Annotated in this window: 22 protein-coding genes; 4 read left to right on the forward strand and 18 right to left on the reverse strand. The window is 62.1% G+C overall.

Features of this window, described 5'->3' with window-relative positions:
* Positions 1–39 precede the first annotated feature (39 nt).
* Positions 40–582, forward strand: coding sequence for an Hsp20/alpha crystallin family protein (locus P2T68_RS18630; RefSeq protein WP_024075483.1), 543 nt, complete (start codon positions 40–42; stop codon positions 580–582).
* Between the two features lie 87 nt (positions 583–669).
* Here P2T68_RS18630 and P2T68_RS18635 read toward each other — a convergent pair whose 3' ends face one another.
* From P2T68_RS18635 to P2T68_RS18665, 7 genes are all read right to left on the reverse strand, one after another.
* Positions 670–1,851 carry an ABC transporter permease gene (locus tag P2T68_RS18635; protein ID WP_256581233.1) on the reverse strand — a complete coding sequence of 394 codons (1,182 nt, stop codon included), beginning with the start codon at positions 1,849–1,851 and terminating at the stop codon, positions 670–672.
* Positions 1,809–3,296 (reverse strand): efflux transporter outer membrane subunit, encoded by a 1,488-nt coding sequence (locus P2T68_RS18640; RefSeq protein ID WP_277377990.1) that lies wholly within the window; start codon positions 3,294–3,296, stop codon positions 1,809–1,811. Before P2T68_RS18640 ends, P2T68_RS18635 begins: the two co-directional genes overlap by 43 nt.
* The gene (locus P2T68_RS18645) at positions 3,296–4,183 is read right to left on the reverse strand and encodes a biotin/lipoyl-binding protein (protein ID WP_024075486.1); all 888 of its coding nucleotides are present in this window, start codon (positions 4,181–4,183) and stop codon (positions 3,296–3,298) included. The genes P2T68_RS18640 and P2T68_RS18645 overlap by 1 nt, the downstream gene beginning before the upstream one ends.
* Positions 4,180–4,899, reverse strand: coding sequence for an ABC transporter ATP-binding protein (locus tag P2T68_RS18650; protein WP_024075487.1), 720 nt, complete (start codon positions 4,897–4,899; stop codon positions 4,180–4,182). The genes P2T68_RS18645 and P2T68_RS18650 overlap by 4 nt, the downstream gene beginning before the upstream one ends.
* Positions 4,900–5,014: 115 nt before the next feature.
* A complete protein-coding gene (locus P2T68_RS18655) occupies positions 5,015–5,269 on the reverse strand; it encodes an Lpp/OprI family alanine-zipper lipoprotein (protein WP_024075488.1) in 255 nt (84 codons plus the stop codon).
* 102 nt (positions 5,270–5,371) lie between these two features.
* Positions 5,372–7,192 (reverse strand): DNA polymerase/3'-5' exonuclease PolX, encoded by a 1,821-nt coding sequence (polX, locus tag P2T68_RS18660; RefSeq protein WP_277377991.1) that lies wholly within the window; start codon positions 7,190–7,192, stop codon positions 5,372–5,374.
* Complete coding sequence (locus P2T68_RS18665) at positions 7,189–7,827, reverse strand: c-type cytochrome (RefSeq protein ID WP_277377992.1); 639 nt, start codon at positions 7,825–7,827, stop codon at positions 7,189–7,191. The genes polX and P2T68_RS18665 overlap by 4 nt, the downstream gene beginning before the upstream one ends.
* Positions 7,828–7,968: 141 nt before the next feature.
* Between P2T68_RS18665 and P2T68_RS18670 the strand changes: the two genes are divergently transcribed.
* Positions 7,969–9,336 carry an erythromycin esterase family protein gene (locus tag P2T68_RS18670; protein WP_081329198.1) on the forward strand — a complete coding sequence of 456 codons (1,368 nt, stop codon included), beginning with the start codon at positions 7,969–7,971 and terminating at the stop codon, positions 9,334–9,336.
* 17 nt (positions 9,337–9,353) lie between these two features.
* On the opposite strand, the gene P2T68_RS18675 is transcribed toward P2T68_RS18670, so the two are convergent.
* The 5 genes from P2T68_RS18675 to groL form a co-directional block, all read right to left on the reverse strand.
* Complete coding sequence (locus P2T68_RS18675; protein ID WP_277377993.1) at positions 9,354–10,061, reverse strand: phosphoribosyltransferase; 708 nt, start codon at positions 10,059–10,061, stop codon at positions 9,354–9,356.
* Positions 10,062–10,118: 57 nt separating this feature from the next.
* A complete protein-coding gene (locus P2T68_RS18680) occupies positions 10,119–11,003 on the reverse strand; it encodes a universal stress protein (protein ID WP_069076095.1) in 885 nt (294 codons plus the stop codon).
* 114 nt (positions 11,004–11,117) lie between these two features.
* Positions 11,118–11,657: a Spy/CpxP family protein refolding chaperone gene (locus P2T68_RS18685; RefSeq protein WP_306661580.1), complete on the reverse strand. Its 540-nt coding sequence runs from the start codon at positions 11,655–11,657 to the stop codon at positions 11,118–11,120.
* Positions 11,658–11,848: 191 nt separating this feature from the next.
* Entirely contained in the window at positions 11,849–12,406 is a 558-nt protein-coding gene (locus P2T68_RS18690) for a nitroreductase (protein WP_069076093.1), read from the reverse strand.
* A 92-nt stretch (positions 12,407–12,498) separates the two neighbouring features.
* Positions 12,499–14,118: a chaperonin GroEL gene (gene groL, locus P2T68_RS18695; protein ID WP_168232679.1), complete on the reverse strand. Its 1,620-nt coding sequence runs from the start codon at positions 14,116–14,118 to the stop codon at positions 12,499–12,501.
* Positions 14,119–14,362: 244 nt separating this feature from the next.
* On the opposite strand from groL, the gene P2T68_RS18700 reads away from it, so the two are divergent.
* The gene (locus P2T68_RS18700; RefSeq protein ID WP_024075497.1) at positions 14,363–14,860 is read left to right on the forward strand and encodes a BCAM0308 family protein; all 498 of its coding nucleotides are present in this window, start codon (positions 14,363–14,365) and stop codon (positions 14,858–14,860) included.
* A gap of 11 nt (positions 14,861–14,871) precedes the next feature.
* On the opposite strand, the gene mgtA is transcribed toward P2T68_RS18700, so the two are convergent.
* Entirely contained in the window at positions 14,872–18,459 is a 3,588-nt protein-coding gene (mgtA, locus tag P2T68_RS18705) for a magnesium-translocating P-type ATPase (protein WP_024075498.1), read from the reverse strand.
* Positions 18,460–18,691: 232 nt separating this feature from the next.
* On the opposite strand from mgtA, the gene P2T68_RS18710 reads away from it, so the two are divergent.
* A complete protein-coding gene (locus tag P2T68_RS18710; protein WP_024075499.1) occupies positions 18,692–19,261 on the forward strand; it encodes a GNAT family N-acetyltransferase in 570 nt (189 codons plus the stop codon).
* Here P2T68_RS18710 and P2T68_RS18715 read toward each other — a convergent pair.
* From P2T68_RS18715 to P2T68_RS18735, 5 genes are all read right to left on the reverse strand, one after another.
* A complete protein-coding gene (locus tag P2T68_RS18715) occupies positions 19,239–20,969 on the reverse strand; it encodes an HAD-IIB family hydrolase (protein ID WP_277377994.1) in 1,731 nt (576 codons plus the stop codon). The two genes, P2T68_RS18710 and P2T68_RS18715, sit on opposite strands and share 23 nt — an antisense overlap.
* A 76-nt stretch (positions 20,970–21,045) precedes the next feature.
* Positions 21,046–21,744 (reverse strand): dienelactone hydrolase family protein, encoded by a 699-nt coding sequence (locus tag P2T68_RS18720; protein ID WP_277377995.1) that lies wholly within the window; start codon positions 21,742–21,744, stop codon positions 21,046–21,048.
* Between the two features lie 178 nt (positions 21,745–21,922).
* On the reverse strand, positions 21,923–23,029 hold the full coding sequence (locus tag P2T68_RS18725) for an NAD(P)H-hydrate epimerase (protein ID WP_168232682.1): 1,107 nt from the start codon (positions 23,027–23,029) through the stop codon (positions 21,923–21,925).
* A 14-nt stretch (positions 23,030–23,043) separates the two neighbouring features.
* The gene (gene adhP / locus P2T68_RS18730) at positions 23,044–24,078 is read right to left on the reverse strand and encodes an alcohol dehydrogenase AdhP (RefSeq protein WP_024075503.1); all 1,035 of its coding nucleotides are present in this window, start codon (positions 24,076–24,078) and stop codon (positions 23,044–23,046) included.
* Positions 24,079–24,142: 64 nt separating this feature from the next.
* On the reverse strand, positions 24,143–25,579 hold the full coding sequence (locus tag P2T68_RS18735) for an NAD(P)(+) transhydrogenase (Re/Si-specific) subunit beta (RefSeq protein WP_277377996.1): 1,437 nt from the start codon (positions 25,577–25,579) through the stop codon (positions 24,143–24,145).
* Position 25,580 lies beyond the last annotated feature (1 nt).

Here is a 25,580-nt window from a genome sequence, read left to right on the forward strand (position 1 = left end):
ATCTGCGTTGCCTGCCTTCTATCTGAGAGGAGTATCAAGATGAGCAATTCCGCAAAAAAAATGCCGGTCACGACCGAACATAAATCCGACCGGCTCCCCATGACGACAGACCTGTGGCGGCCACTGGAAAAACTGCGGCAACAGGTCGACCATCTGTTTGAGGACTTTAATCTCGGTACCAGCCTGTCGCCCTTCAGCCGGGGCCTGTTCGACGTTGAACCGTTCTGGCGTCGCGAGCTGATAGGCCATGGCATGCCCGCCGTGGACATCACCGAGAAAGACAAAAGCTACGAAATTACCGCCGAAGTGCCCGGTATGGACCAGAAAGACATTGAGGTCAAACTGTCCAATGGCAGCCTGATCATCAAAGGTGAGAAGCAGGAGGACAAGGAAGAAAAACGCAAAGGCTACCACCTTAGCGAGCGTCACTACGGTTCCTTCGAACGGGTGTTCAACCTGCCTAAGGGAATTGACGCCGATAAGATCGACGCGAGTTTCAGCAAGGGTGTGCTGAGCATCTCGTTGCCGAAAAAGCCTGAAGCCATGAAAGCGGATAAGGTCGTGCCGATCAAGGGCGAGTGAATCCCAGGCCATCTTGCCCCTCGCCGGGAAACCGGCCAGGGGCTTTTTTTGTGTACGCTCCGGCGTGGCCACCGCGCTGCATGCGCCTCAGCCGCGAAAGATATCGTACGGCTCAATCCTCAGGACCTTGCGGATCCCCAGGTAACTGGAAAATCCCGCGATCAACAACACCATGCCAAACGCCAACCCGAGGTTCCAGAAGGTGATGATCGCCGCGTAGTTAGGCAAGTAAGTCCGCGTGACGCTGATCAGCAGGGTCACCAGGGCGATGCCCAGGCCGTAACCGGTCATGGCGGTAAACAGTGCCATGAACAGGATCATGTACACCAACTCCCGGCTCTTGGCGCCAATGGCTTTGAGGGCGGCGAACTTGTCCAGGTTCTCCAGGATGAAGGTGTAGAACGTCTGGCCGGAAATCGAGAGGCCTACCAGAAAGCTGATGACAGTCATCAGCAGGATGTTGGTACCCACCCCGGTCTGGTAGATATAGAAATCGGCAATGCGCTGGTTGAATGCCTCCTTGGTCAAGGCGACATAACCCAGGCGGGCCACTTGCTGCTCGATCGCGGCTTCAGCCGCACGGCTCCTGGGCTTGAGCAAAATGTAGGAGACCGTAAAACGGGTGGTCGGAATGTACTCGATGGCTCGCCGGTAGGTGGTGTACAGCGTCGGCACGCCAGTCAACCCGCCGACCAGGACTTTAGCGATGCCCACGATAGTGCCGCGGTGATCGTTGAGTTCGAACGAGGTGCCGATACGGGGGTTGCCCAGCTTCGAAAACTCGGCATCGTGGACCATGATGAAGGCATTCTCGGCGTAGATGTCCTCGATGGCCCCCTGCTCCAACGCCGGGCGGCCAAACAGGCTCGTATCATCCAGGCCGATCACGCTGACGCCCTGGTACGTCCCGTCGGCCAGCCGCACCTGTGCACTGCCAATGAAAATCGGCACGGCATATTCAACCTCGTCCATGCTGCGCACCGCATCCAGCAAATAGTCCGGCAGAGGAATGACGATGGTGGGCGTGTTGACCGACGGATCGATGATCCACATGGGCGCCCCGATGTTGGTGACCGTCGAATACGCCCGATTCAGAATGCCGGCGAACATCGCGGTCATTTGCATCATCAGGAACACCGAAAAGGTGATCCCGACCAGCAGCGCAGAGAACTTGGCGCGATCATTCACCAGCAGCTTGTAGCCGATGCGCAGGATGCCGGCGTACTTCATGGCGCCGGCCTTTTCGTTGCCGCGTCCGGACGGTTCCACCACCCGCCTCCCAGGGCGACGAACAACCCCACCGTGTCCTGGTGACGTTGGGCCAACGCCTGCAAGTAAGCGATGTTCACCTGGTGCAGTTGCACGTCGGCGGCCAACAGCTCCAGGTAGGTCACCAGGCCCGCCCGGTAGTTGGCTTGCAATAAGCGCAATGCCTCCTGCGCCGTGGCTTGTGCCTCGGCTTGTTTTTGCACGGCCTGGGCATCGAACTCCAAGGCCTTGAGGGCATCGGCGACTTGCGCGAAAGACTCCAGCACCACCTGCCGATAATTCGCCGCCGCTTGCTGATACGCATCGATGGCGGCCTGGCGTCCGTACCACAGGCGCCCGCCCTGGAACACGGGGATATCCATCGAAGGCCCGACACTCCAGAAGCGTCCGGCGCCGGCAAACAGGGAACCGGCGGAAGCCCCGGCGGTACCGTAGGTACCCGTCAGGCTGAAGCTGGGGAACATCGCCGCCGTCGCTACCCCGATATTGGCGCTGGCCTGGTGCAGCTGCGCTTCAGCGGCGAGGATATCCGGGCGCTGGCGCACCAGCACGGAAGGCAGGCTGACGGGCAGGTCCTTGGGCAGGGAAAGTCCGCTCAGCGGGATGTCGGGAAGGAACAGTTGGCTGGGCATCGCGCCTTCAAGCGTGGCGAGTAGATGCTCGGCCTGACTGACTTTCTGCTTCAACGCCGGCAATGACGCCTCATTGCTGGCGATCAGGCTTTGCACGCTCAAGCTCGAGGAATACGGCGCCGTACCACTGCGTACCTGGGCCTGGGTCGATTGAAGTTGCTGCTTTTGCAACTCAATCAGTTGCTGCGTGGCTTCGATTTGCGCGGTATAGGCCGCACGTGCGATGGCCGTGTTGACCACATTGGCCGTCAACGTCAGGTAGGCCGCCTGCATCAGCCACTGTTGCTGGTCGACCTGCGCTTGCAGGCCCTCAACGGTGCGCCGCTCACCGCCGAACACATCCAGCGTGTAGCTGATGGTGCCGCTCAAAGTCAGCACATTGAAGACCGAGCCGGGCGTCGACTGGCCTTGCTGAATGGGCGCACTGCGTTCCCGGCCGGCACCGAAGTGGGCATCCAGCTGCGGGTAGAACACCCCATATCCGGCCATCAGCGTGTCCTGGCTTCGGCGCAGACTGGCCTCGGCGCCCTGCAAGGTCATGTTGTGAGCAATCGCCTGGTCCACCAGTGCGTCCAGCGGCGCGGACTGAAACAAACGCCACCAGTACGGTGACACCTCACTGCCCGGCAAAAACCGTTGTTCCTGCCCCTGCGCCGCGACCGACCTCGGCAGCGCATCGCGCAGGTAGCCGGATGGCGTGGGAGCCGGCGGGCGTGAAAAGTCCGGGCCAACCGTACAGGCGCTGCCCAGCATCAGCAGGCTCAGGGCGAGCCAACCGGCGCATACGCGGCCAAACCAAGCGAGCCTGTGCATTATTTCTGACCTATGAAGACATCCACCAACTGTCCTGGATACACCCTCGGCAGGTCTTTTTTATCAAACCGGAAAATCACCGCTAGCACCCTCAGGTCGACTTTTTCCTGGCGCTGATTGGACAACTCGATCTTCGGCGATACGTAAGGCTGCAAGCGCACGAACTCCAACGGAACCTTGATATCCGTGCCGTGGATCAGCATCTGCGCACGCATGTGTTCGGGGGCCGGCAGCCGGGCAATCAGGATCTCGTCCACGTAGCAGCGAACGGCCAGATACGCCTGGTCGGCACTCATGACCACCAGCGGGCTGAACCCTTGGGTGTAGGTGTCGTAGGCACCTTGGGACGACACATAACTGCCAACGGTGCTGTTGATCGCCAGGATGACCCCGCTCCTGGGGGCCTTGATCACGTATTGCGCCAATGCCGCGGCGGCCACGTTGAGCGATGCCTGCGCCTGGGCCGCCGTGCCCTTCGCGGTATCGAGGGTGTCCTTGCTGATCGACTTGGGATCCAGCGCATATGAGGCCAGGCGTTTGTTGTACTGATCCCGCGCCGTGCTCATATTGGCTTGCGCCAGTTCGAAATTGGCGCGGGGCAATGCGTCATCGATCATCACCAACGGTGTGCCGCGCGTGACCGTCTGCCCCTCGCGCACCAGCACTTGCGTGACCGGCCCGGCGACCTGCGGATAGATCACGATATTGCTGCCACCGGACTGCTCGCTTTCGATGATGCCGTTGGCATAGATGGCGCTCTCGTAGCTGCTGCTCGCCGGCGCAAAGGCCGGCGGCAGCGTTTGAGGGGTGCGTCCGAACAGGTAGGCAGCGACCAGCCCGGCGAGCACGCCGAGTATCGCCAGCGCAAACAGGATCGGCTTTTTCACAGCGCAGCCCTGGTGGGCTCGGAGATACGGCCGTCTTCCATATAGATGATACGATCGGCGTACTCGTTGATCCGCGCATCGTGGGTAACGATCAGGATGCAGCGCTGCTGATTGAGGATTTTTTCCTTGACGAAAGCGATGATCATTTTCCCGGTGTCGCCATCCAGGGACGCCGTGGGCTCATCCAGGATCAATATCTGCGGGGCGCCGACAATCGCTCGGGCGATGGCGACACGCTGCTGCTCGCCGCCCGACAGTTTGACCGGCAGGATGTCCCCGCGGTCCTTGAGCCCGACGACCTCCAGGCTTTGCCTGGCCTGCGCAATTGCGTCATTCCAGTCGTGGTGCTGGAGAATCAAGGGAATGGCCACATTTTCAGCGGCGGTCAGCCGCGCGAAGAGATGATAGTCCTGGAACACGAAGCCAATGCTGTTGAGCCGCAACTCGGCCAACTGGTCGGTGCTCAGGCTCCAGATATCCTGCCCATTGATCGTCACTGTGCCGGCGTCGGGGCGCAATATCCCGGAGATCATGCTTAACAGGGTGGTTTTGCCACTGCCGGAAGGCCCGACGATAAAGACCATTTCGCCAAACTGCGCGACCAGCGCCACCTGATCGACCGCCGTCATGCGCGCACTGCCCTCGCCAAACCATTTACTCAGACCGTTCGACGCGATGGCCGGGTGTGCGGCGGCAGTGGTGGGGACGCTACTCATGACTTCTCCTGCCCTGCCCGGCACCGGTCGGAATACCCAAGCCTGTGTCGCTGCCGCCCGCGTTGGAGCGGCCTTGCAGCAAGCCCGACGAGGCGTCGGGTGCTGCAACCGTTCACTACTTGCGGCTCGCCTTTTCGAGTACCCGGCTGGCACGCTCATTGGCTTGGTCGGCGGTCTGTTGCGCTTGATTGGCGGCTGCCGCCGCCTGCTCGGCTTTGGAGTAGGCTTCATCGGCCCTGGCTTTCGCCGACAGCGCATTGCTTTGGGCCGACTCCAGGCGCGCATCCAGCTCTTTGGCGGACTTACTACTGCAACCGGCCGACAGCGCCAACAGGATGCTGAGCAACACAACGGGTAAACGCATATTCATGGGAATCTCCTTGAAGGTCATGGCAGGAAAGCACCTGCTGCGGTTCAAGTATCCGGCGCTGTGGTGGTGGCACTCTGATTTTTGTCAACTATCGACCAACAATCATTCCCTGGCAGCGTCGGCGCGCCCTCCCCGCGCCTTGGCCAATAAAGACTTCAGCGCCCTCAGTGAGCGGGTATTGAGTACGTCATCCTTACCAAGCCAGGCACGCCGGGCTTGAGCGACGCCGTAGCGCAAATACGAAAAATCCGTGGCGCGATGGGCATCCGAATTGATGCTGATAAGCACGCCCTGGTCTTTGGCGTATTGGCATTGCAGATCGAACAGGTCCATGCGCTGGGGTTGCGCGTTGAGCTCCAGGCAGCAGCCGCGTGCGGCGGCGGCCCTGATGATGGCCGACAGGTCCATATTCAACGGCGCGCGTTCATTGATCAGGCGACACAACGGGTGCGCCAGAATCGTGAAATAACGATGATCCATGGCCCTGAGCAGGCGTTGAGTCTGTTGGCGCAGTGTCAGGCCGAAATGGGAGTGGACCGCCCCCACCACAAGATCCAGGCGCCCCAGGATCGTATCCGGTAGATCCAGGGTGCCATCTTCGAGAATCTCGACTTCCACGCCCTTGAGCACGGTGATGCCCTGAAGGCGGGCGTTGAGTGCATCGATCTGGTCGATCTGCTTCAACAACCGCTCGCCAGCCAGACCATGGGCCACTGCGAGTGCGCGGGAATGGTCGGTGATCGCCAGGTATTCCAACCCGGCTTGCTGCGCGGCCAATGCCATCTGCTCCAGGCTATTGCCGCCATCGGAGTCAAGGCTGTGCACGTGCAAATCACCCTTGAGGTCACTCACCTCCACGAGCCTCGGCAAACGCCCGCTGAGTGCCGCCGCCACTTCACCGCGATCTTCACGCAACTCCGGCGTGATCCAGCGCAACCCGAGCGCCTGATAAACAGACACCTCCGTGGCCCCCGCCAGCCGCTCCTGCCCCTTGAACACCCCATATTCATTGAGCTTGAGCCCTAGGTCCCGCGCCTGCTTGCGGATCGCGATGTTATGCGCCTTGCTGCCGGTGAAATACACCAGCGCGGCACCCAAGTCCGCGGGTTTGACGACCCGCACATCCACTTGCAGACCGGAGTCCAGCACGACGCTGGCCCGTGTACGACCTTTCACCAATACGGTGGAAACCTCCGGGTGCTTGACCAAGTGCGCCGTGACACCCACCGAGGGCGCAGCGGTCACCAGGATGTCGATATCCCCCACGGTGTCGCGCATACGCCGCAGACTGCCAGCCAACTGGGCATCCTCGACCCCGGGCAGTTGGCGCAAGTATTCGATCAACCGCAGCGCCACGGGCTCGACAACCGCCAGCGGCAATCGGCGATCCTTTCCGAGCCCCTTCTGCGCGGCGCTCAATAAGCGCGCCTCCAGCCGTTCGCCAAAACCGGGAACGTGACGGATATGACCCTGCTGGGCGGCCTCGCACAGTTGCTGCGCGGTGGCGATGCCCAGGTCATGGTAAAGGTGCTTGATGCGTTTGGGCCCCAGGCCGGCGATGGACAGCAATTCCACCAGCCCAGGCGGCAATGTCGAACGCAAGCGCTGACGCAGGGCACAATTGCCGGTCGTGGCGATTTCACTGATCTTGCCCGCCAGGTCCACGCCAATCCCCGGCAGTTTTGGCAAGGGTTCGCCACGTGCGATGAGCGGCGCCAGTTCGACCGTCAGCGCCCTCACGGTGCGCGCCGCCACCCGGTAAGCACGGATGCGAAACGGGTTGGCGTCATCGATCTCGAGCAGGTCGGCGATATCGTCAAACACCGCGGCAATCTCATCGTTACTGATCGCCTGCGAGCGTTCGGCCGTGGGGGGCGGCGCGCCGAGCAACGCTTCCCGAGGCGGTACAGCCGTGAGTTTCATGGCCCCAGCCTCGCCATGTAATGCGCGACCGCCTCGGCATCGGCGTCCGACAGCGTATGCGCAATCTGGCTCTCCAGGTCCCCCCGCTCGCGCAGGTCAGCCTGTTGAAACACCTTGATCTGGCTGATCAGGTAGGCGGCATGCTGGCCGGCCACGCGCGGTGTCCGACCTTGGCCCTGCCCCTCGCTGCCATGGCAGGCGCTGCACTGGGCGATACCGGCTGCCGGCACGCCGTGGCGAAAGATCCATTCGCCCCTGGCATCCGGCGTTTCGCTTTCTGCCTGCATGGGCCGCTGCTTTGAAAAATAGTCCGCCAGGTCAGCGATCTGGACGTCGGTCAAATGGGTGAAGCCCCACATGTACTGAGTCGCGGCCTTATCCATGCGCACATGGCCTTTGAAATCGGTCAACTGGGCCTTGAGGTAGTCTTTTTGCTGACCGGCCAACTTGGGAAACGACGGCGACACCGACTCCCCCGTCAGCCCGTGGCACAGGGAACACACGTCGTTCACCAAGGCAAGCGCGGGCATGGACGCGGTTTTTTGCGATGCCCGATCACGGGTGCCGGAACAGCCCACAAGCACCACCACGCAGACGGCAAGCGCCAGGTGTGATCGGTTGATAGAGCACCTCATGGCACATGCCTCCATGATCAGCGTCGGTCGTCGGCGCGTAGCGGGTTCAAACACCTTCGCTCAAGGTCGTGCAGGCTTTATTGACAAAACTCAATGATTCGCCTGGGTCAGGGTATAGGAATAGACAAACCCTGGATGAGGATGACGGCCGTGAACACACCCGCCCAACGCCTGCTGGATAAACACTATGGCGCGGCCGACAGGGCGGCCATCGTGCCGGTTCTGCGTCAATTTGCCGAGCCACTGCCGGCACTCGATGCGGTGGCGTTTGGTGAACTGTTCGATCGCTATGGGGAGGCGCGGCTGGTGCTGATTGGCGAGGCCAGCCATGGCACCAGCGATTTCTATCGAACCCGGGCCGCCATCACTCAACGGTTGATCGAGCGGCACGGCTTCACCATCGTCGCCGTGGAGGCCGACTGGCCCGATGCCGGCCATGTCGACCGGTATGTCCGAGGGTTGGCCCCGTCGGCGTGGACCCGCCACATCTTCAGCCGCTTCCCGACCTGGATGTGGCGCAACGCTGAGGTCAAGGCCTTTGCCCATTGGCTGCATCGCTACAATCATCAACGCGCCAGCGAAGATCGCGTCGAATTCCGTGGCCTGGATGTGTACAGCATGCGCAACTCGATTCATGAGGTGCTGCACTATCTGGACAAGGTTGATCCGCCATTGGCCGTGGAAGCACGACGGCGCTATGGCTGCCTGACGCCCTGGCAGGATGATCCCGCGTTGTACGGTCACTTCGTCGAACGCAACGGCCTGATGCCCTGTGAACCTCAGGTGGTCGAACAACTCAACGTGATGCTGGCCAAACAATTGGCCGGGCTTATCCAGGATGACGAAGGGTTTTTCAATGCCGCGCAAAATGCCCGGGTGGTGCGGGCAGCCGAGCAGTATTACCGTGCCGTTTATCGTGGTTCGACCGCTTCCTGGAACCTGCGTGACCGCCACATGTTCGACACCCTTCGCGCCCTGCTTGAGCATCGTGGGCCACACGCCAAAGCCGTGGTCTGGGCGCACAACTCCCATATCGGCAATGCCGCGGCGACGGAAATGGGCTGGAAGGGCCAGTTCAACATCGGCCAGCTCTGCCGCAGCGCCTATGGGCGCAATGCGGTGTTGATCGGCATGAGCACCGACCGTGGCCAAGTGGCGGCGGCCGATGACTGGGACGCCGACATGCTCATCAAGGAGGTGCGGCCCTCTCGTCCCGACAGTTGGGAGCATCAGTTCCTCAAGGCCGGTGTGCCGGCGTCGCTGACCGACTGGCGCGACCCGCAGCGCAGCGAGCTGCGCACCGCGTTGTCCAATACCCTTCTGGAACGTGCCATTGGGGTGATTTACCGCCCCGACACCGAACGTGACAGCCACTACTTCGAAGCGGTACTGGCCGAACAGTTCGACGCCATGATCTGGATCGAGCAAACGCAAGCGGTGAAGGCCCTGGCACTGCCCAAAAGCGAACACCTGGAACCGGAGGACGAAACCTTTCCGTTCGGTGTATAGGGTTCGCTCCTCGCGGTTCAGGTTTCGAGGCGGTTCTCCCCCGAGTGCGCTTCAGTCGATTCGCGTTGCCAGGCCAGCTGCAATAACTCGATGACCTCTTGATCGGTGAGCTGCGGGAAATTCGCGTACCAGTAACCGATGGACATCATCCGCTCAGGCGTCAGCGGGCAGATCACTTCATTGACGATACAGCGCAGGGTCTCCACCGTCTCCAGCGGCGCTACCGGCACCGCCACGACGATACGCGCCGGGTGCTGCAACTGCACCGCCTGGACCGCGGCGAGCATCGAGGCCCCCGTCGCCAGGCCGTCGTCGATCAGGATGACCACCTGATCCTTCAGTTGCAGCGGCGCTCGGGCGCCCCGGTAAACCTGCTCACGGCGCGATAACTCGCGTGTTTCGCGGGCGACTACGGCGTCGTAACGGTCTTGATCAATCGGATGATCGCGCAGCATCTCTTCGTTGCGTATATGGATACCGCCACTGGCAATGGCGCCCATGGCGAATTCCGGATGGGACGGCAAGCCGAGCTTGCGTACCACGAGGAGGTCCAGGCGCACCTGCAGGGCGGTAGCCACCTCATATGCCACGGGGACTCCGCCACGGGGTAAGGCGAGGATGATGACGTCGGCTCGACCTGCGTATTTGAGCAACGGCTCCACCAGGCCTTGACCGGCCACCGACCGATCGGGCCAGAGGGTTTGCAGTGAAGGGCTATGAATCATGGGGCACCTCATCAGACGCTAGCGCCTGTTGGTTGATTACACCGGGCCTTCGCCGCGCTAGACCGCCAGTACGCTGCAAGGCACTTGGTAGAGGATGTGTTCAGTGGTACTGCCGAGCAGCTTCTCGATGCCGCGGTACTGGACCCGGCCCATCACGATCACATCCACCTGGTGTTCCTTGGCGAATTGACTCAGCACCGCAACCGGGTTGCCCGACACGAAGTGATGACGGTCCGACGGCACGCCATAACGTTTGGCCAGTTCGAGGAATCTTTTTTCCTCGTTGCTCGCCAGCTCCTTGCTGAGGTTGGAAAGCGCCATACCGCCCATGTCGCCCATGTACAGCGCGGACATATCGCAGGCATACAGCATGTGCAGCTCAGCATTGCATTGCAGGGCCAGGTTGATGGCCTGATCAATGATGCGCGCGTTCAGCTCGCTGTTCGCCTGCTGGATATCCGACACGTCAACCGCAGCCACGACAATACGCGGCAAGGCATGGTCCCGGCCGCCGACCAGGTACACAGGAATCGGGCACTCGCGCAGCAACTGCCAGTCCAGCGGGGTGAAAAACGCGCGCCTGAGCGCAGACTCGTGCTGCACCTGTTTGATCAACAGGTCGGGCTGCATCTCGCTGACGTAATCCAGGATGTCTCGCTTGATGTCAGTGGCCCATGCCACCTGCGTGGTCACGTTCAGGCCAAGCGCGTGGAGACTCTTGACCTGGGCTTCCAGCCAGTGGTGGTGATCCTCGAGGTAGCTTTCGCGGGCTCGGTCGCGCACGTCGCCTTCCAGCAACGCCAATATTTCCAGCGGTTTTGCCAACGCGGCAATGTGCAGGCTCGCGCCACTGGCCTTGGCCAGGGCACCGGCATGGGTAATCGCCGAGGCATCCCGCAGGGCGGGGTTGATGATCAGTAACAAGCAGGTGTATTGGCTCATGATCGATCTCCAGACAGGAAGGAAAAACCACCCCGGCGCTTCAACGTATCGGGCCAGGCGGTATCGCGGGAACCCTGCGCAATGTTCATGATGTTCACCCCATGGCGCCGCGCATTACTCTAGGGGCTGGCTTATCTGGCAGGGCATGTCGTTGGTTGTCGGCCATGACATCTGCATGGGCATGTGCATGGGCATCTGCCACGCAGCCTGACCGGCCATTCTGCGGTGCATCACGCGCCAGAACAGGTCGAAAATGGTTTTTTGCTGCGCGTCCAAGGCGTCATAAAAGGTCTGGGTCCGAGCCTGGGCGGCATCCAGGCGCACCAATTGCGCCTGCATCCAGTTGGTTTGCACACGCAGGCGCTCGATGCCGTTTGCCATCCGTTCAGGCGTCGTTTGATTGTTCGAAGCCTGCCTGGCCGGCGCTTGGTCACTGTCGGCGGCCCTGCCCTTGTCGGCTTGCTGATTGGCATCGGTGATGACGCCCGATGCCCAGGTTTCCCACGCGGGCATTTGTTCCGGCTTGAGCATCAGCTTGCCCTTGAGGTCGTCCAGGGTCCGCTGCGTGTGCTTGACCCAATCGAAACCGGCGGCGTGATGAAACATCGGACCAGGACCGGGGCCCGGCATCACCGGGTTGGCGAAGACGCTCATGGACGGTAACAGCAGAATGCTTGCCGTGATCAACAAACACTGGCCAATCAAGCGCGGTCTGTTCATTTCAGTTCATCTCGACGTTATGGGGCATTTCAAGCATAGGAGCCGCCCTGGCAACGGAGCTGATCCACATCAGAAAACCCATAGACAAACCCGACGCAGGATCGACCGTGGCTGCCGCCCTCTGATCAGCCTATCCAGTGAATGGACGGCGCCTTGTGCGCGATAGGCGCGGGCGCAGACTTTGGATGACCGACGATGATTGGGGCCACAGGCGTCCATTCGGCGGGAAGCCCCAATGCGTGCTTACCCTGCGGCGTATTCAGATAGCCCTGGGCGAAACCGATCCAACAGGTTCCAAGCCCCTCGGCATAAGCCGCCAGCATCAGGTTCTCGGCAGCCAGGGCGCAGTTTTCAATACACTGGTTGGGCTCGTTACCGGAGATCAGTATCAATACCGGTGCGTGGTAGAAAAGCTGAAAGTCTTCATCACTGAGCAACGTTTGGAAGTGACTGGAGTGCTCTCCCACCGGAGTCGTGGCAAGCACCCAGGCCTTGGCTTCCTGGGAAATCCGCTCCAGCAGCGCCTGGTCACGGATCACCGTGAACGTCCAGGGTTGTTGGTTCATCGAGCTGGGCGCCTGGACGGCGGCGTCGATCAAACGAAGAATGAGTTTTTCATCGACGGCTTCTGTCGTGTAGTCACGTGTCGAGCGCCGGCCGGCAATGGCTTTGGTCAGGTTCATGTGTGCGGGCCTCCATGAGGGGGGTTCACCACGGTGTCCGCCTGGACGAACGCTCGGGTGACTCGAATAAAAAACCAGGCGCGCCCCGGCGTTCAAGCGTCCGGGAACGACGGTTGGGCTGGCGCTTCTTTTTCTGGGATATCGGTGATGGTGGCCTCGGTCAACAGCAGGATACTGGCCACTGACACCGCGTTCTCCAAGGCAATACGCACGACTTTGGTCGGGTCGATAATGCCGGCTTCATACATGTCGACATACGCATTGGCGGAGGCATCAAAACCAATGTTTCCGGGCTCCGCCAGCATGCGCGCAACGACCACGCCGGCGTCTACCGCCGAGTTTTCCGCAATGCGCCGCGCCGGCGCTTCCAAAGCCCGGCGCAGTATCTGCAGGCCGGTGCGCACATCGCCCTCCACCTGGGTTTCATCGGCGGCGATCAGCGGCACGGCCTTGAGCAGCGCGAGGCCGCCGCCGGGGACAATCCCTTCGGTGATGGCTGCACGGGTCGCCGAAATCGCATCGTCCAGGGCGTCCTTGCGCGCTTTCATTTCAGCCTCGGACGGCGCGCCGACGCGGATCACCGCGACGCCGCCGGATAGCCTGGCCAGCCGCTCCTGCAGCTTTTCACGGTCATATTCGCTGCTGGTCGCCGCCATTTGCCCGCGAATCTGTTGCAGGCGTGCGTCGATGGCTTTGCGGGTACCGGCGCCGCCGATCAGCGCGGTGCTGTCCTTCGAGACCACAACCCGATGCGCGCGGCCCAACTGTTGCAGTTGGACCTGCTCGAGGCTGATCCCCAGTTCGTTGGAGATCACCGTGGCGCCCGTCAATACGGCCATGTCCTGCAGCATGTCCTTGCGTCGATCGCCAAAGCCAGGGGCCTTGATCGCCACGGCTTTAAGCACGCCGCGAATGTGGTTGACGACCAGGGTGGTCAGGGCTTCACCTTCGATGTCATCGGCGATCAATACCAGGGGCTGACCGCTTTTGGCGACCTGTTCCAACAACGGCAGCAAGTCTTTGAGTACGCCGATCTTGTGGTCACAGAGCAGCAGGCAGGCATCTTCGAGTTCGACCTGCATCTTTTCGGTGTCGGTGACGAAATACGGCGAGACATACCCCCGATCAAAGCGCATGCCTTCCATGACCTCGACCACCGTTTCAGTGGTCTTGGACTCTTCGACGCTGACCACGCCCTCGACCCCGACCTTTTCCAGGGCGTCAGCCACCAGTTGCCCGATGACGGGATCGTTATGGGCTGACAGCGTCGCGACCTGGGCCTTCTCCTTGGGCGTACTGACGGGGCGAGACTGCGCGGCAAGTGATTCCACGACCAGCAACAGGCCACGGTCCAGGCCGCGCTTGAGGTCGATCGCGCTGGCCCCGGCCACCACGTTGCGGATGCCATCGGCCAGGATGGCATGGGCCAGCACCGTTGACGTGCTGGTCCCGTCGCCGACTGCCTCACCCGTGCGCTCCGCGGCCTGGCGCAGCATCTGCGCGCCGAGGTTCTCCTCGGGGTCTTGCAGGTCAACGCGTTTGGCGATCGTGACCCCATCATTGCAGACCGTCGGGTTTCCCCATTTATTCTGCATCAACACCGACTTGGACTTCGGCCCCAGCGTTACGCGCACTGCGTCCGCCAATTGGGTGGCACCACTGAGGATTTTTTCGCGAGCAGGCGCGCGAAACACGATTTTACTGTGAGCCATCAGGGGGGCTCCTCTCATGTCGACGGAGCCTGCATGCTTGTCTGAAGCGCCGGCAACCAAGTTGACTTTTATCAACAAAGTCACACGCCTTGCCGACACGGGTCGCGAAGCGCTCACCGACTGTCGCCGGGCGCTCCCCGAGTTGATAAAAATCAACGCGCTCGATGGCAAACAGCGTCCAAATCAACCCGTGAAATCCACGCGGCCTTCATTACTTTTTCCTCGATGCGCCAGGAGAAACGCCATGGACAAATATCAGCAGAGTCAGAAAAACAAACTGTTCAAAACCCAGGCCCATGATCCCTATTGCCTGCAGCGGGTTGAAGGGGCGGCTATGTGCCCGCAGTGCGACGCGGTGTATGAAGCCGGTAACTGGCATTGGAACCGAGCTGAAAATACCGGGGTCCACAACGCCCAATCCGTGACCTGCCCTGCCTGCCGCCGCATTGCGGAGAATGCCCCCGCCGGCACTGTGACGCTGTCGGGCAGCTTCTTGCGAAAGCACTATGACGAAATCATCCACCTGATCAAAAACACCGAAAAAATGGAAGCAACGGAGCACGCGCTGGAGCGCATCATCCACCTGACGGATAGTGAGGACGACCTGGTGGTGACCACCACCGGGATTCATCTCGCGAATCGCCTGGGGCATGCGCTGGAGGCTGCGTTCAAAGGCAAGGCCCAATATCGCTACGGCGACACTCAGTACGGCCTGAGTGTTACGTGGACACGCAATGAATAGTCCCGACGCGGTTAACGCAACGCCGTATCGCGAGCGCGACTCAACCGCTGGCGATGGTAAAACAGCCGCTTGACCCACTCAGCCGCACCCATGTAGACCAGGCTGATTGCCAGCACTGTCAGCAGGATCGGCAGTGGCAAAGGCACCAGCCCGAACCACGGCGCTATCGGGCTGTAGGGTAACCCGACAGCCAGCAGGCCGATGGCCGCGGCGCTGCCCAGCAGCAGGGGCGCCGGGCGGCTTTGGTAGAACGGCCTGTAGGTGCGCACGATGAATATGGTCAGCAGTTGGGTCAGCAGCGACTCCACGAACCAGCCACTGCGAAATACCTCGGGGCCCTTCTGCGCCATCAGGTACAGGGCCACGAAGGTGAGGACATCGAACAGCGAGCTGACCAGCCCGAACACCACCATGAAGCTGCGGATCTCGCTGATGTTCCAGCGGTGCGGGGTGCTTTCCCATTCACGGTCAACGTTGTCGCTGGCGATGCCCATGGACGGAATATCGGACAGGAAGTTGTTGAGCAGTATTTGCTTGGCCAGCATCGGCAGGAACGGCAATACCAGGGATGCCAGGGCCATGCTGATCATGTTGCCGAAGTTGGCGCTGGAGACGATCGAGATGTACTTCAAGGTATTGGCAAAGGTATGCCGGCCCTCCTCGATGCCTTCGCGCAATACGTCAAGGTTGTGCTCCAGCAACACAAAGTCGGCGGCTTGCTTGGCCACGTCGGCGGCGTTGTCCACGGAAATGCCGATGTCGGCCACTTGCAGTGCCGGCGCATCATTGATGCCATCGCCCATATAGCCGACCACATGCCCGGTCTTTTGCAGGGCGCGGATGATGCGTTCCTTCTGGTTGGGGTCGACCTCGGCAAAGAGCATGGTCAGCGGCGCCAGGTGCATCAACGCTTCGTCCTTCATGCTGGACAGTTCGGCGCCGGTGATGATGCGTTCCACCGGCAGGCCCACTGCCGTGGCCACATGCCGGGCGACCAGATGACTGTCGCCGCTGATGATCTTGACCTGCACCCCCAACCTGTCGAGGCTGGCGAGGGTGTCCTTGACCCCCGGCTCCGGCGGGTCGAAGAACAACAGAAAGCCGCGAAAGGTCATCTCGGTTTCCACCTCCCGGCCATAGTGCGGCTGGTCCGGCACGGCCCGCGTGGCCAGGCCCAGCACCCGGAACCCCTGCTCGCTCCACGCCGCGAAGCGCTGGGCGATCGTCGCCCGTTCGGCCTCGGTCAGCGCCAGGTCCTGCGCGCCGTGACGCACCTGGGTGCAGACTTCGAGCACGTTATCCAGCGCGCCCTTGGTCACCACCAACCGCTCGGCCTCAGGTGCATGGGCGACCACCACGCTCAGGCGCTTGCGCACGAAGTCATACGGCACTTCATCGAGCTTGCTGGCCGCGGGGCACGGCGCCAGGGTTTTACCGGCCAGGGTAATGGCCTCGTCCATCGCGTTGCGCATGCCGGTCTGCAGGCTGGCGTTGAACACCGCCAATTGCAGCACAGGGGTGGCGGGATGGCCCTCGACATCCATGGCGCCGTCCAGCACCACGACACCGCGGGTCAAGGTGCCGGTCTTGTCGGTACACAGGATGTCCATTGCGCCAAGGTTTTCAATGGCATTGAGGTGACGCACGATCACGCCCTTGGCCGCCATGCGCTGCGCGCCCTTGGCCAGCGTAATGCTCAGGATCGCCGGCAACAGTTCCGGTGACAGGCCGATGGATAACGCAATCGCAAACAACAGGGTGTCGAGGGTCGGACGGTGCAGCAGGATATTGATGCCGAACACCACGATGGTGATCACCAGCATCACCCGCAACAGCAGGCCGCCGAAGCGTCGCAGGCCGCGCTCGAACTCGGTCTCGGGCGGGCGCAGCGCCAGGGTCTTGGCGATACGGCCGATTTCACTCTGCGCGGCATAACGCGTGACGAGTACCTCGGCGGTACCGCTGCGCACCGAGGTGCCCATGAACACGCAATTGTGGCGCTGCCCCAAGGTGGCATCCGGCGCGCAGTCCCCCGCCAGTTTTTCCACCGGGAAGGTTTCGCCCGTCAGCAGGCTTTCGCCGATAAAACAGTCGAGTGCCTGCAAGATTCGCCCGTCCGCCGCGATCAGGCTGCCCGCGCTGAGCAGCAGAATGTCCCCTGGCACCACCTCGCTGGCGGCAACGTCCACGGGTTTGCCCGCGCGCCGCACCGTGGCGCGTAGCGCGATCTTGCTGCGCAGTTGTTCCACCGCGTGGCTGGCGCGGCTTTCATACCAGGCGCTGAGTACCGCGCTGATCAGCACAATGCAGCCAACAATCGCCGCATCCAGCCAGTCCCCCACCACCACGGCCACCAGCGCACCCACCATCAGAATCAACACCAAGGGCGTGCGCATTTGCTCCAGCACCAGCCTGCCCAGGCCTTGCGGGCGGTCCTTGGCCTGGGGCGGGGCCCTGCGCAGGCGGGCGCGGGCCTGGGCATGGCTCAAGCCTTGGGGCGTGCTGTGCAGGCTGCTCAATACCTGGCTGAGCGCTGGGCTCCAGTAATCGGCGTCGACCAAGTGCACGGGTTGCCTGGCGGAGGACTGCCATTCCCGATGGGCCAGCCAGAGGCCCGGCAACATCGGTAACCAGAAGGTCAGGCCCCGGAATAACAAGGTGGCGGACAGCGCCACGGCAACATTCACCCCCACCCAATGCAGCGTCACTACCGCCGCGGCTTCGAACGCGCCAAGACCGCCCGGCACAATGCCGATACTGCGCAGCACACTGGCAAGCATAAAGCCGGCAAACAACCCCAACGGCGGTGCGGACACCCCCAGCGCACGCACCAAAACCCACAAGGTGGCGCTGTCCAACAGGATGATTGCCAGTTCCAGCACGGTAATGCGCCACAGCAACCCTCGGCTGCGCACCAACTGGCGGTCGGCGCCCGTGAGCAATGAAACGATCCTGGCAACCATCGCAAAGCGTTGCCCCGGTAAACGCGCCGCCAGGTGAGTACTACCGGCCAGCCTGGGCGTGACGACGGCCAATACCAGGCTGACGGCGACAAACACCAGGCACGTCGTCATCACCGTGGGTGTCGCATGCCCCTGCAAGACCACCACCGGCAACGCCACGCCGACCGACAGCGCATACGCGAGGAAATAGCCGGATAAATCCAGCACCAGGCTGGCCAGCACCACCGGTTTGGCAAACCCCAGGCGCACAAACGACGCCACCACTGCAAAAGCGCCACTGATACCGGAGGACGGCAGGGCTTGATCGACAAACAGCTTCATCAGGCTGAGCTTGCCCGCGTCCCACAGCGACAGACGGTGTGCCCCGGCCTTGAGCACCAGCCGAAACACCTGCCCCTGCGCCATATACGTCAAGGCTTGCAAACCCAGCGCAGCCAGCAGCCACAACGGTTCGGCCTGGGTCAGTAACTGGGTGAAGGATTCAACGTCGGTGAACTGCAACGCCACGCCGACCACGGTCGCAAACATCGCCGCGCCCAACAGCCAGGTCAGCCACAGCGCAGAGCGGCTGTAAGGCTGTTTTTCTTCACGCACGGGGGGATGGGTGACACCTGGAATGGACGGTTTGACAGACATGCCGTGCCCCGGATCGAACCAGCGGAGTGTCCGATTCTGCCGCGGCGACCAGACGTGCGTTTGATTCAGGTCAAACACCCCGGATTGACCGTGCCGCTATCGGGATGGCCGGGCCCTTTGCACCGGGCTTTGTGACTTTAATCAATAAGCCCGCGCTGCCGAAGCCGCACTGTGATGCAGGTCGTTCCGCGAGGCCACCGACTTCACTACCTGCCCTGCACTGGAGCCCCCCATGCTGACCAACCCGCACACTGCCGCGCTCATCGCCGAGATGGATAAAGCGTCACCCGAAGAGCACTGGCTGGAGAAACTGCGCGACGGAACGCATGTGCTGATCCGTCCGCTGTCGACCGACGATCACGCACGCCTGCTGCGCTTCTTCCAGCGTTTGTCGCCGCTGTCACTGCGCTTCCGTTTCCTGGGGGCGGTGACCCATGTCGACGAGCGCATCATCGACTCGCTGCTGAGCGTCCCGGGGGATATCAGCCGGGGTTATCTCGCCTTGATCCACCATGACGGCGAATTGCAGGTCATTGGCGTCAGCCGCTACAGGCAAGCCATGGATAGAGACGACTGCTGCGAATGCGCGGTCGCCGTCGCCGACCCCTGGCTACGCAAGGGGCTGGGGCATTTATTGCTGGGGCACCTGATTGATGCGGCCAGGCGCAACGGCTTCAGCGTGATGCGCTCGACGGATTTATCGACCGATTACCCGATTCATGGTTTGTATAAGCAGTCGGGGTTTACCTCGGTGTACCAGGGGCGTGATTTCGATCGCATTATTCATGAGTTGGCGCTGTGACCGGGGCGGCTCCCGGCGCATCAACCTGCTCAAGGTGGTAGCGCGATTGCACGAGGCGGCTGATCTGTTCCAACGCCACCTGGATGGATACCGCGTCGTCGTTTTCAATCAGGCGGGTTTTGTTGGCCAGGACATCGTCGCGAATCACCTCGCGGAACCAGTTGGAAAAATCCCCAGCCCTTCGATGTTCGCCAAACGCCCGAGCGTCCAGCTGCGCCAGCGCGGATAGAAACTCCGTCAGGTTGGACGCGTGCTTGCCCAGCGCGGGAAAGTAAAACGCGCGCCATGCGCCGACATTGCCGGCAGCGTATTTGCCGCTGTGGCGGTGATGCTTTTGATGCGGCTGCAACTGCTCCAGAAGCACAACCGCTTCACCATGATGAAGGTCCCAGAGGCATACCGGTTCAAGCCCCGGTGGGTGTGCCGGGAACGCGGGGCACGTTCGCTGCGTGTGATGGGCGAAGCGTTGGACCAATTCCCTCGCGGTGCTGCCCAGGGTCACCAGCATATCGACCCCTTCGAGCAACGCCGGGCAGACTTGGTCGAAGTCCAGGGCCACGATGATCGCCCCCATATTGGCGAGAAACCCCAAGGGCCACACCGCGCGCTGAGGCAGCATGTAGTGGGCTTCGTCCACGATCAGCCAGTAGGGTCGACCGGATGTGCTCCGTAGACGCTGGATAAACGGCAGCAGTTCGCCAAACAGTTGCACCCGGGCGGGCGGGTCCAGGGCGAGCGTGCTCACTACTACGTTGAGCCGGGCCTGTAACAGAAGGCGCAGTGATTCTTCTGTCGTGGGGGGCGTGGTGAGGCCGCCCACGGTAACCGCGTCCTCCAGGCACAGGTAATCGCCCTCGGGATCGATGATGCAGAAATCCTGGCGCGCCTGGACCATGCGTTCTGTCAGCCAGGTCACGTAGCTCGATTTGCCGCACCCCGAATTACCAATGATCAGCAACACCGAGCCTGGCGGTAGCCAGACCGGACGCTCATCGTCGGTCTGGCCCAACTGCAAGCCGATGCGTTCGATCTTGCCCAGCGCCGCGTCTTGTTGCAGCAGCCTTTCTATCAGCTCGCAGACACCCCGACCATGATCCTGTGTCAGGCAGATATCAGCGCGCGCCTTGATCGATTCAATGGCATTGCTCACCGCCGCCGCACAGCCGCAGAGTGCCAGAAACGCGTGGTCATTTTCAGCATCGCCCACCCCCACCACGTTCAGCTCGCAGATCCCCAGCCTCGACAACGCGGCACTCAGGCCCGAGGCTTTGTTCACACAGGACGGCAAGATCATGATCGCATCCTTGTTGAAACTGATCTGCAGCTCCAGGCCAAGCTCGCGGATGGTACTGATCACCGCCTCTTCGAACGGGTGCCAGGTGGCGACCACGGACCGGCCGACGGACAAGGGCGACACCCCCTTTTCGCGCAGGCGCCCCACCAGTTCGGTCGAGGCGGGATCTGCGATGAGTTCCTCGGTATCGGTAGTAGGGTCATACAAGAGCGCGCCATTTTCCGCGACGACCAGGTCGAACAGCGACAGTTGCGCAAAGTGGTGCTTGAGCGCTTGCAACTCGCGGCCGGTAATCAACAGCAGCTTGCGACCGCTGTGTTTCAGGGCGGCGAGCGAGGCACAGACTTCCGGTGGGACGCTGCCGTTTTCGGCAATAGTGCCGTCATAGTCGACCGCCAAGGCTAAGAAGTGCATGGGTGCTCCTTGAGGGGTTGACCTCGACGAAAACCGGCCGATTGGTGGGCCATCGCTCAGGGCGCGAACTTCACGTTCAGGGCCTATGGAGGGGTGGGCAAGGGTTCGGGTGCAGGTACTTTTCAAACCAATTGCCGGTCAACCTCGCCACGTCCGCCAGGGCGCCTGGTTCTTTGAACAGATGGGTGGCCCCTTTCACGACCTCCAGGTGTTGCGTGCAGTGCAACGCCCGGCAGGTCTGTTCATTCACGTGCAGGGTCACCGGGTCCTGCGCGCCGACCACTTGCAAGGTGGGCGCCCTGACCCGGCGCAACACCTGCGACGCGAGATCGGTGCGCCCTCCTCGGCTGACGACCGCCTGGACCGTGGCCGCACGGGTGGCGGCGACCAAGACGGCGGCCGCGGCCGTACTGGCGCCGAACAACCCCAGGGCGAGCGGGCGTAACTCGGCATCGTGGGCAATCGCCTCGATGACCCTGGTCAGTCGATCGGCGAGCAAGGAAATGTCGAAGCGCAGCACGCCGGTCAGGTTATCCCAGCGTTGCTCGGTCCGCGTCAGCAGGTCGAGCATCAAGGTCCCCATGCCGTGGCGAGCCAGGTACTCCGCAATATAGTGGTTGCGCGGGTTGGAATGGCCCCCGCCGCTCCCATGCACCAGAATGACCAGGCGCTCGGTGCCTGGCGGCAATCGCAAATCACCTGCCAGCTCAAAGCCGGAAAAGTTGAACTTCCTGTATTGGAGCCCAGAGACCGTAACGCCAGCGGGAGAAGCCATTGGTTGAATACCTTCGTATGTAATCTTTTGGGGGGCAAGGTACTTCAGACGTGGCTTCATCTTTGTTCTTTCATCAAGTCGATCACCCTGCTGACCTGGAGCCGCTGCGGGCTAACTTGCCTTTTTTTGGCAAGCGCTCCTTGATAAAAATCAAACCCGCGCTGATCGAGGGGCCAAATCAATTGACCAGGCTACGCAACAGCACGGGCAGCACGGCCGGCCAGTCTTGTGCCGAGAACCCCGGACCGAACTCGGCAATGGCCGCGCCGTGCAGCCACATGCCCGCCGCTGCCGCCGACAACGCCGGCATCCCCTGGGCCTGCAGGCCATGAATGATCGAGCGCGATACGACGCTGGCACCCGCCCGGTTCGAGGGTGTATTGCTGTTGATGATGGCTTGGCCATCCGGCGCAGCAATGACCGTGTCACCACCTTCAAGGACCACCACCCTTGAGCAGGACTGGGCAGCGGCTCGAGTGCGGGTCAGCGAGTCGCCTGAAAACGCGAATTTCTGTCGGAATTCGTCCTCGTCGAGGGGCAGCACGCCGGCGCATCGGGGGGTACGATCCTGGGTGGCGATGGGCGGCAAGTCGCTCAGCCACAACCGGGGATGGTTCTCATAGGTCTGGGGGACGAGGGTGTCGAGCACCGTTTCGGGGGTACCGATATCGGCAACGACGACATCGCCACACAGTGCCCGCCCAGGTTGCAACAGATGGCCCGGTTTCTTGCGAAAAAACGTCACGGTCAGCACGGCCGCGACCGCGCCCAGGCTTTCACCGGTATCGCCCATGACCCCGCTGGGTATATCGATCGCGATAATCGGAGCATTGCCACGGCCCGCGGCGGTCAGCGTCTCGAGGACCGGCCCTTGCAGGGCGCGGGCAAGGCCGGCGCCGAACACCGCGTCAACGATCAGTTCGGCCCCCTCGAGCACCGCTGGGCTCAGCGTGTGAACCGCGCCCTGCCAGCGTTGTGCGTGCTGCTTGGCTTCGCCCTTCAGGGCCGATGGATCGCCCCACATGGCCAGCGTCACCGGCCAGCCTGCCTCGGCCAGACGATGCGCGGTGACAAAGCCATCCCCTCCGTTGTTGCCCGGTCCGCAGAGGACCACCAGCGGCCTGGGCGTCCAGCGGCGCTGGATTTCGCGCGCCACGGCCGCACCGGCATTGCTCATCAACGCGAAAGACGACACGCCAGCGACAACCGAGAGCCGGTCGGCTTCCGCCATCTGACTCACCGTCAGCAACACGCTCTGGCGCCGATCTCTGTCAAACGTATGCATGCTTTTTCACGCTCTCAACGGCCACTGAAATCGATCACCACCCGCGCGGGGACATCGCCATGCTCAAGGCGCTCGAACACCTGGTTGATCGCAGACAACGGCTGCAGTTCAATGTCGGCCTTGACCTTGCCCGCGGCGGCGAACGCCAGCGCCTCCGCCATGTCCTGGCGATTGCCGACGAACGAGCCGCGCACCGTAATGCAGTTGGCGACCACGTCGAACAATGCCATGGGAAACTCGCCAGGGGGCAAGCCGACGAGCACGCAGGTCCCCAGTTTGCGGGTCATCGCGACGCCTTGCTTGAACGCGCCGAGCGAAGGCGCGGTAATGAGCACCCCATGGGCACCGCCCTGGGTGGCGGCAATGACCGCGGCCACCGGGTCCGCACCTTTGGCGTTCACCACTGCTTCAGCCCCCAGTTGCGTGGCATGGGCCAGCTTGCGCTCGTCGATGTCGACGGCACACACCCGCAGCCCCATGGCCTTGGCGTACTGAACCGCGAGATGGCCCAGGCCGCCCACCCCGGAAATGACGATCCACTGCCCCGGCCGCACATCCGCCTCCTTGATGCCTTTGTAGGTGGTCACCCCGGCGCAAATGATCGGCGCGGCCTCACACGGTGTCAGGCCGGCGGGGATATGCGCCACATACTCAGGGTCTGCCAGTATGTATTCGGCAAAGCCACCGTTGCGCGTGTAGCCGCCAAACTCGGCCTGGGCGCAAACGGTTTCCCAGGCTTGCAGGCAGTATTCGCAATGGCCGCACGCCGAATACAGCCATGGCACCCCCACGCGCTCGCCCTTCTGTACGGCCGTCACGCCTTCGCCCAGCGCCACCACGATGCCGATGCCCTCGTGTCCAGGGGTAAAGGGTAAGGAAGGCTTGAGTGGCCAATCCCCCCGCGCCGCGTGCAGGTCGGTGTGACACACCCCGCAGGCTTCCACTTTAATCAGGATCATCCCCGGCCCCGGTACCGGAATATCCACCTGGCGCATGACCAATGGTTGTCCAAATGACTCGACGACGGCGGCTAACATCTTACTGTTCATCTCGCGACCCTCTTCCAGAGTGGTGTTTGCCGGCCCGGCGAGTGCCCGGCCAGCCCGAAAAGCCTTAACCCAAACCTCTGACCGCCTCGATCATCTTGACCAGGACAGCCTGTGCATCGCCGTACACCATGTTGCAGTTTTCTGCGTAAAACAGCGGGTTCTGAATACCCGCGTAGCCCTTGCCTTCCCCGCGCTTGACCACATACACGTGATGCGCCTTGTCCACGTCCAGGATCGGCATGCCATAGATGGGCGATGCCTTGTCATTGCGTGCCGCGGGGTTGACCACGTCGTTGGCGCCGATGACCAGCACCATATCGGTGTCGGGGAAGTCGGTATTGATGTCTTCGAGCTGGAAAATCAGGTCGTAGGGCACCCCCGCTTCTGCCAGTAACACGTCCATTTGCCCCGGCATGCGCCCCGCCACCGGGTGTACCGCGAAACGCACAAGGACACCGTGGGCCTGCAACAGCTTCACGAACTCATAGAGCTTTTGCTGGCCCTGGGCGACGGCCAAACCATAACCCGGCACGATGATGACTTTAGCGGCGTAGCGCATGGCGACCCCGGCATCACTGGCGGCGGTCGGCTTCAGCTCGCCCGTGATCACCGCGCCTTTGCGAACGGGCTGATCACCAAAACGGGCAAACAACACATGCGCCACCGTGCGATTCATGGCGTTGGCCATCAACAATGTAAGCAACACACCGGCGGCGCCCACCAGCATGCCCGCGATCATCATGGCCGGAACCTGCAACACAAACCCTTCGAGGCCGACCGCCAGGCCGGTAAAGGCATTGTAGATGGAGATCACCACCGGCATGTCGGCACCGCCGATGGGCAACGTCATCAACACGCCAAACAGCAACGCCCCCGCGAAGAACCCGGCGATCAACCAGGGCACATGGCCAGGCACGCCGTCTGCCGCCTGCATGGTGAGTATCAGCCAGGCGCCGGCAGCCAGGGTCAGCAGCATCACCGCCGCGTTGATCAGTTGCAGGCCCTTGAGGCGCAGGGGTTTATCGAGGCGACCATCGAGCTTGGCCCAGGCGATCAACGAACCCGATAGCGAAACCGCGCCGATCAGTGCGCCAAACAATGTGCCGGCCAAGGTGGGCAGGTCGAGCGCCCGCGCGCCGAACAGTTCCATGGCCGCGATGGCGGCGGCGGCGCCACCGCCCATACCGTTGTAGATCGCGACCATCTGCGGCATGGCGGTCATTGCCGCCTTGCGCCCACTCCACCAGGCAGCGCCACCGCCCAGCAACAAGGCCACCAGCGCCAGGCCGATGTTGGTGGGCAGATGCGGTCGTGCCGCCTCGCTCACGGAAAACACATAGAGGAAACTCACGATCACCGCGCCCGCCATGCCCCACCCGGCCACATGGATACCGCCGGGGGCCGTGACAGGCGACGACATGCGCCACAACCCGAAGATCAGTAAAAACGCGGCGAAGAAGTACACCAGCCCTATCAGCCATTGCGACGTCATCATCAACATG

The sequence above is a fragment of the Pseudomonas sp. G11 genome, assembly GCF_029457515.1.
Lineage (GTDB): Bacteria > Pseudomonadota > Gammaproteobacteria > Pseudomonadales > Pseudomonadaceae > Aquipseudomonas > Aquipseudomonas gorinensis.

Coding starts and splice junctions, on each gene's coding strand:
- P2T68_RS18710 (WP_024075499.1), top strand. CDS start 18,692: ATGCTGACCAACCCGCACACTGCCGCGCTCATCGCCGAGATGGATAAA.
- polX (WP_277377991.1), bottom strand. CDS start 7,192: ATGAAACTCACGGCTGTACCGCCTCGGGAAGCGTTGCTCGGCGCGCCG.
- P2T68_RS18720 (WP_277377995.1), bottom strand. CDS start 21,744: ATGGCTTCTCCCGCTGGCGTTACGGTCTCTGGGCTCCAATACAGGAAG.
- groL (WP_168232679.1), bottom strand. CDS start 14,118: ATGGCTCACAGTAAAATCGTGTTTCGCGCGCCTGCTCGCGAAAAAATC.
- P2T68_RS18715 (WP_277377994.1), bottom strand. CDS start 20,969: ATGCACTTCTTAGCCTTGGCGGTCGACTATGACGGCACTATTGCCGAA.
- P2T68_RS18665 (WP_277377992.1), bottom strand. CDS start 7,827: ATGAGGTGCTCTATCAACCGATCACACCTGGCGCTTGCCGTCTGCGTG.
- P2T68_RS18690 (WP_069076093.1), bottom strand. CDS start 12,406: ATGAACCTGACCAAAGCCATTGCCGGCCGGCGCTCGACACGTGACTAC.
- P2T68_RS18700 (WP_024075497.1), top strand. CDS start 14,363: ATGGACAAATATCAGCAGAGTCAGAAAAACAAACTGTTCAAAACCCAG.
- P2T68_RS18640 (WP_277377990.1), bottom strand. CDS start 3,296: ATGCACAGGCTCGCTTGGTTTGGCCGCGTATGCGCCGGTTGGCTCGCC.
- P2T68_RS18680 (WP_069076095.1), bottom strand. CDS start 11,003: ATGAGCCAATACACCTGCTTGTTACTGATCATCAACCCCGCCCTGCGG.
- P2T68_RS18725 (WP_168232682.1), bottom strand. CDS start 23,029: ATGCATACGTTTGACAGAGATCGGCGCCAGAGCGTGTTGCTGACGGTG.
- P2T68_RS18650 (WP_024075487.1), bottom strand. CDS start 4,899: ATGAGTAGCGTCCCCACCACTGCCGCCGCACACCCGGCCATCGCGTCG.
- P2T68_RS18655 (WP_024075488.1), bottom strand. CDS start 5,269: ATGAATATGCGTTTACCCGTTGTGTTGCTCAGCATCCTGTTGGCGCTG.
- adhP (WP_024075503.1), bottom strand. CDS start 24,078: ATGAACAGTAAGATGTTAGCCGCCGTCGTCGAGTCATTTGGACAACCA.
- mgtA (WP_024075498.1), bottom strand. CDS start 18,459: ATGTCTGTCAAACCGTCCATTCCAGGTGTCACCCATCCCCCCGTGCGT.
- P2T68_RS18675 (WP_277377993.1), bottom strand. CDS start 10,061: ATGATTCATAGCCCTTCACTGCAAACCCTCTGGCCCGATCGGTCGGTG.
- P2T68_RS18630 (WP_024075483.1), top strand. CDS start 40: ATGAGCAATTCCGCAAAAAAAATGCCGGTCACGACCGAACATAAATCC.
- P2T68_RS18685 (WP_306661580.1), bottom strand. CDS start 11,657: ATGAGCGTCTTCGCCAACCCGGTGATGCCGGGCCCCGGTCCTGGTCCG.
- P2T68_RS18670 (WP_081329198.1), top strand. CDS start 7,969: ATGACGGCCGTGAACACACCCGCCCAACGCCTGCTGGATAAACACTAT.
- P2T68_RS18735 (WP_277377996.1), bottom strand. CDS start 25,579: ATGTTGATGATGACGTCGCAATGGCTGATAGGGCTGGTGTACTTCTTC.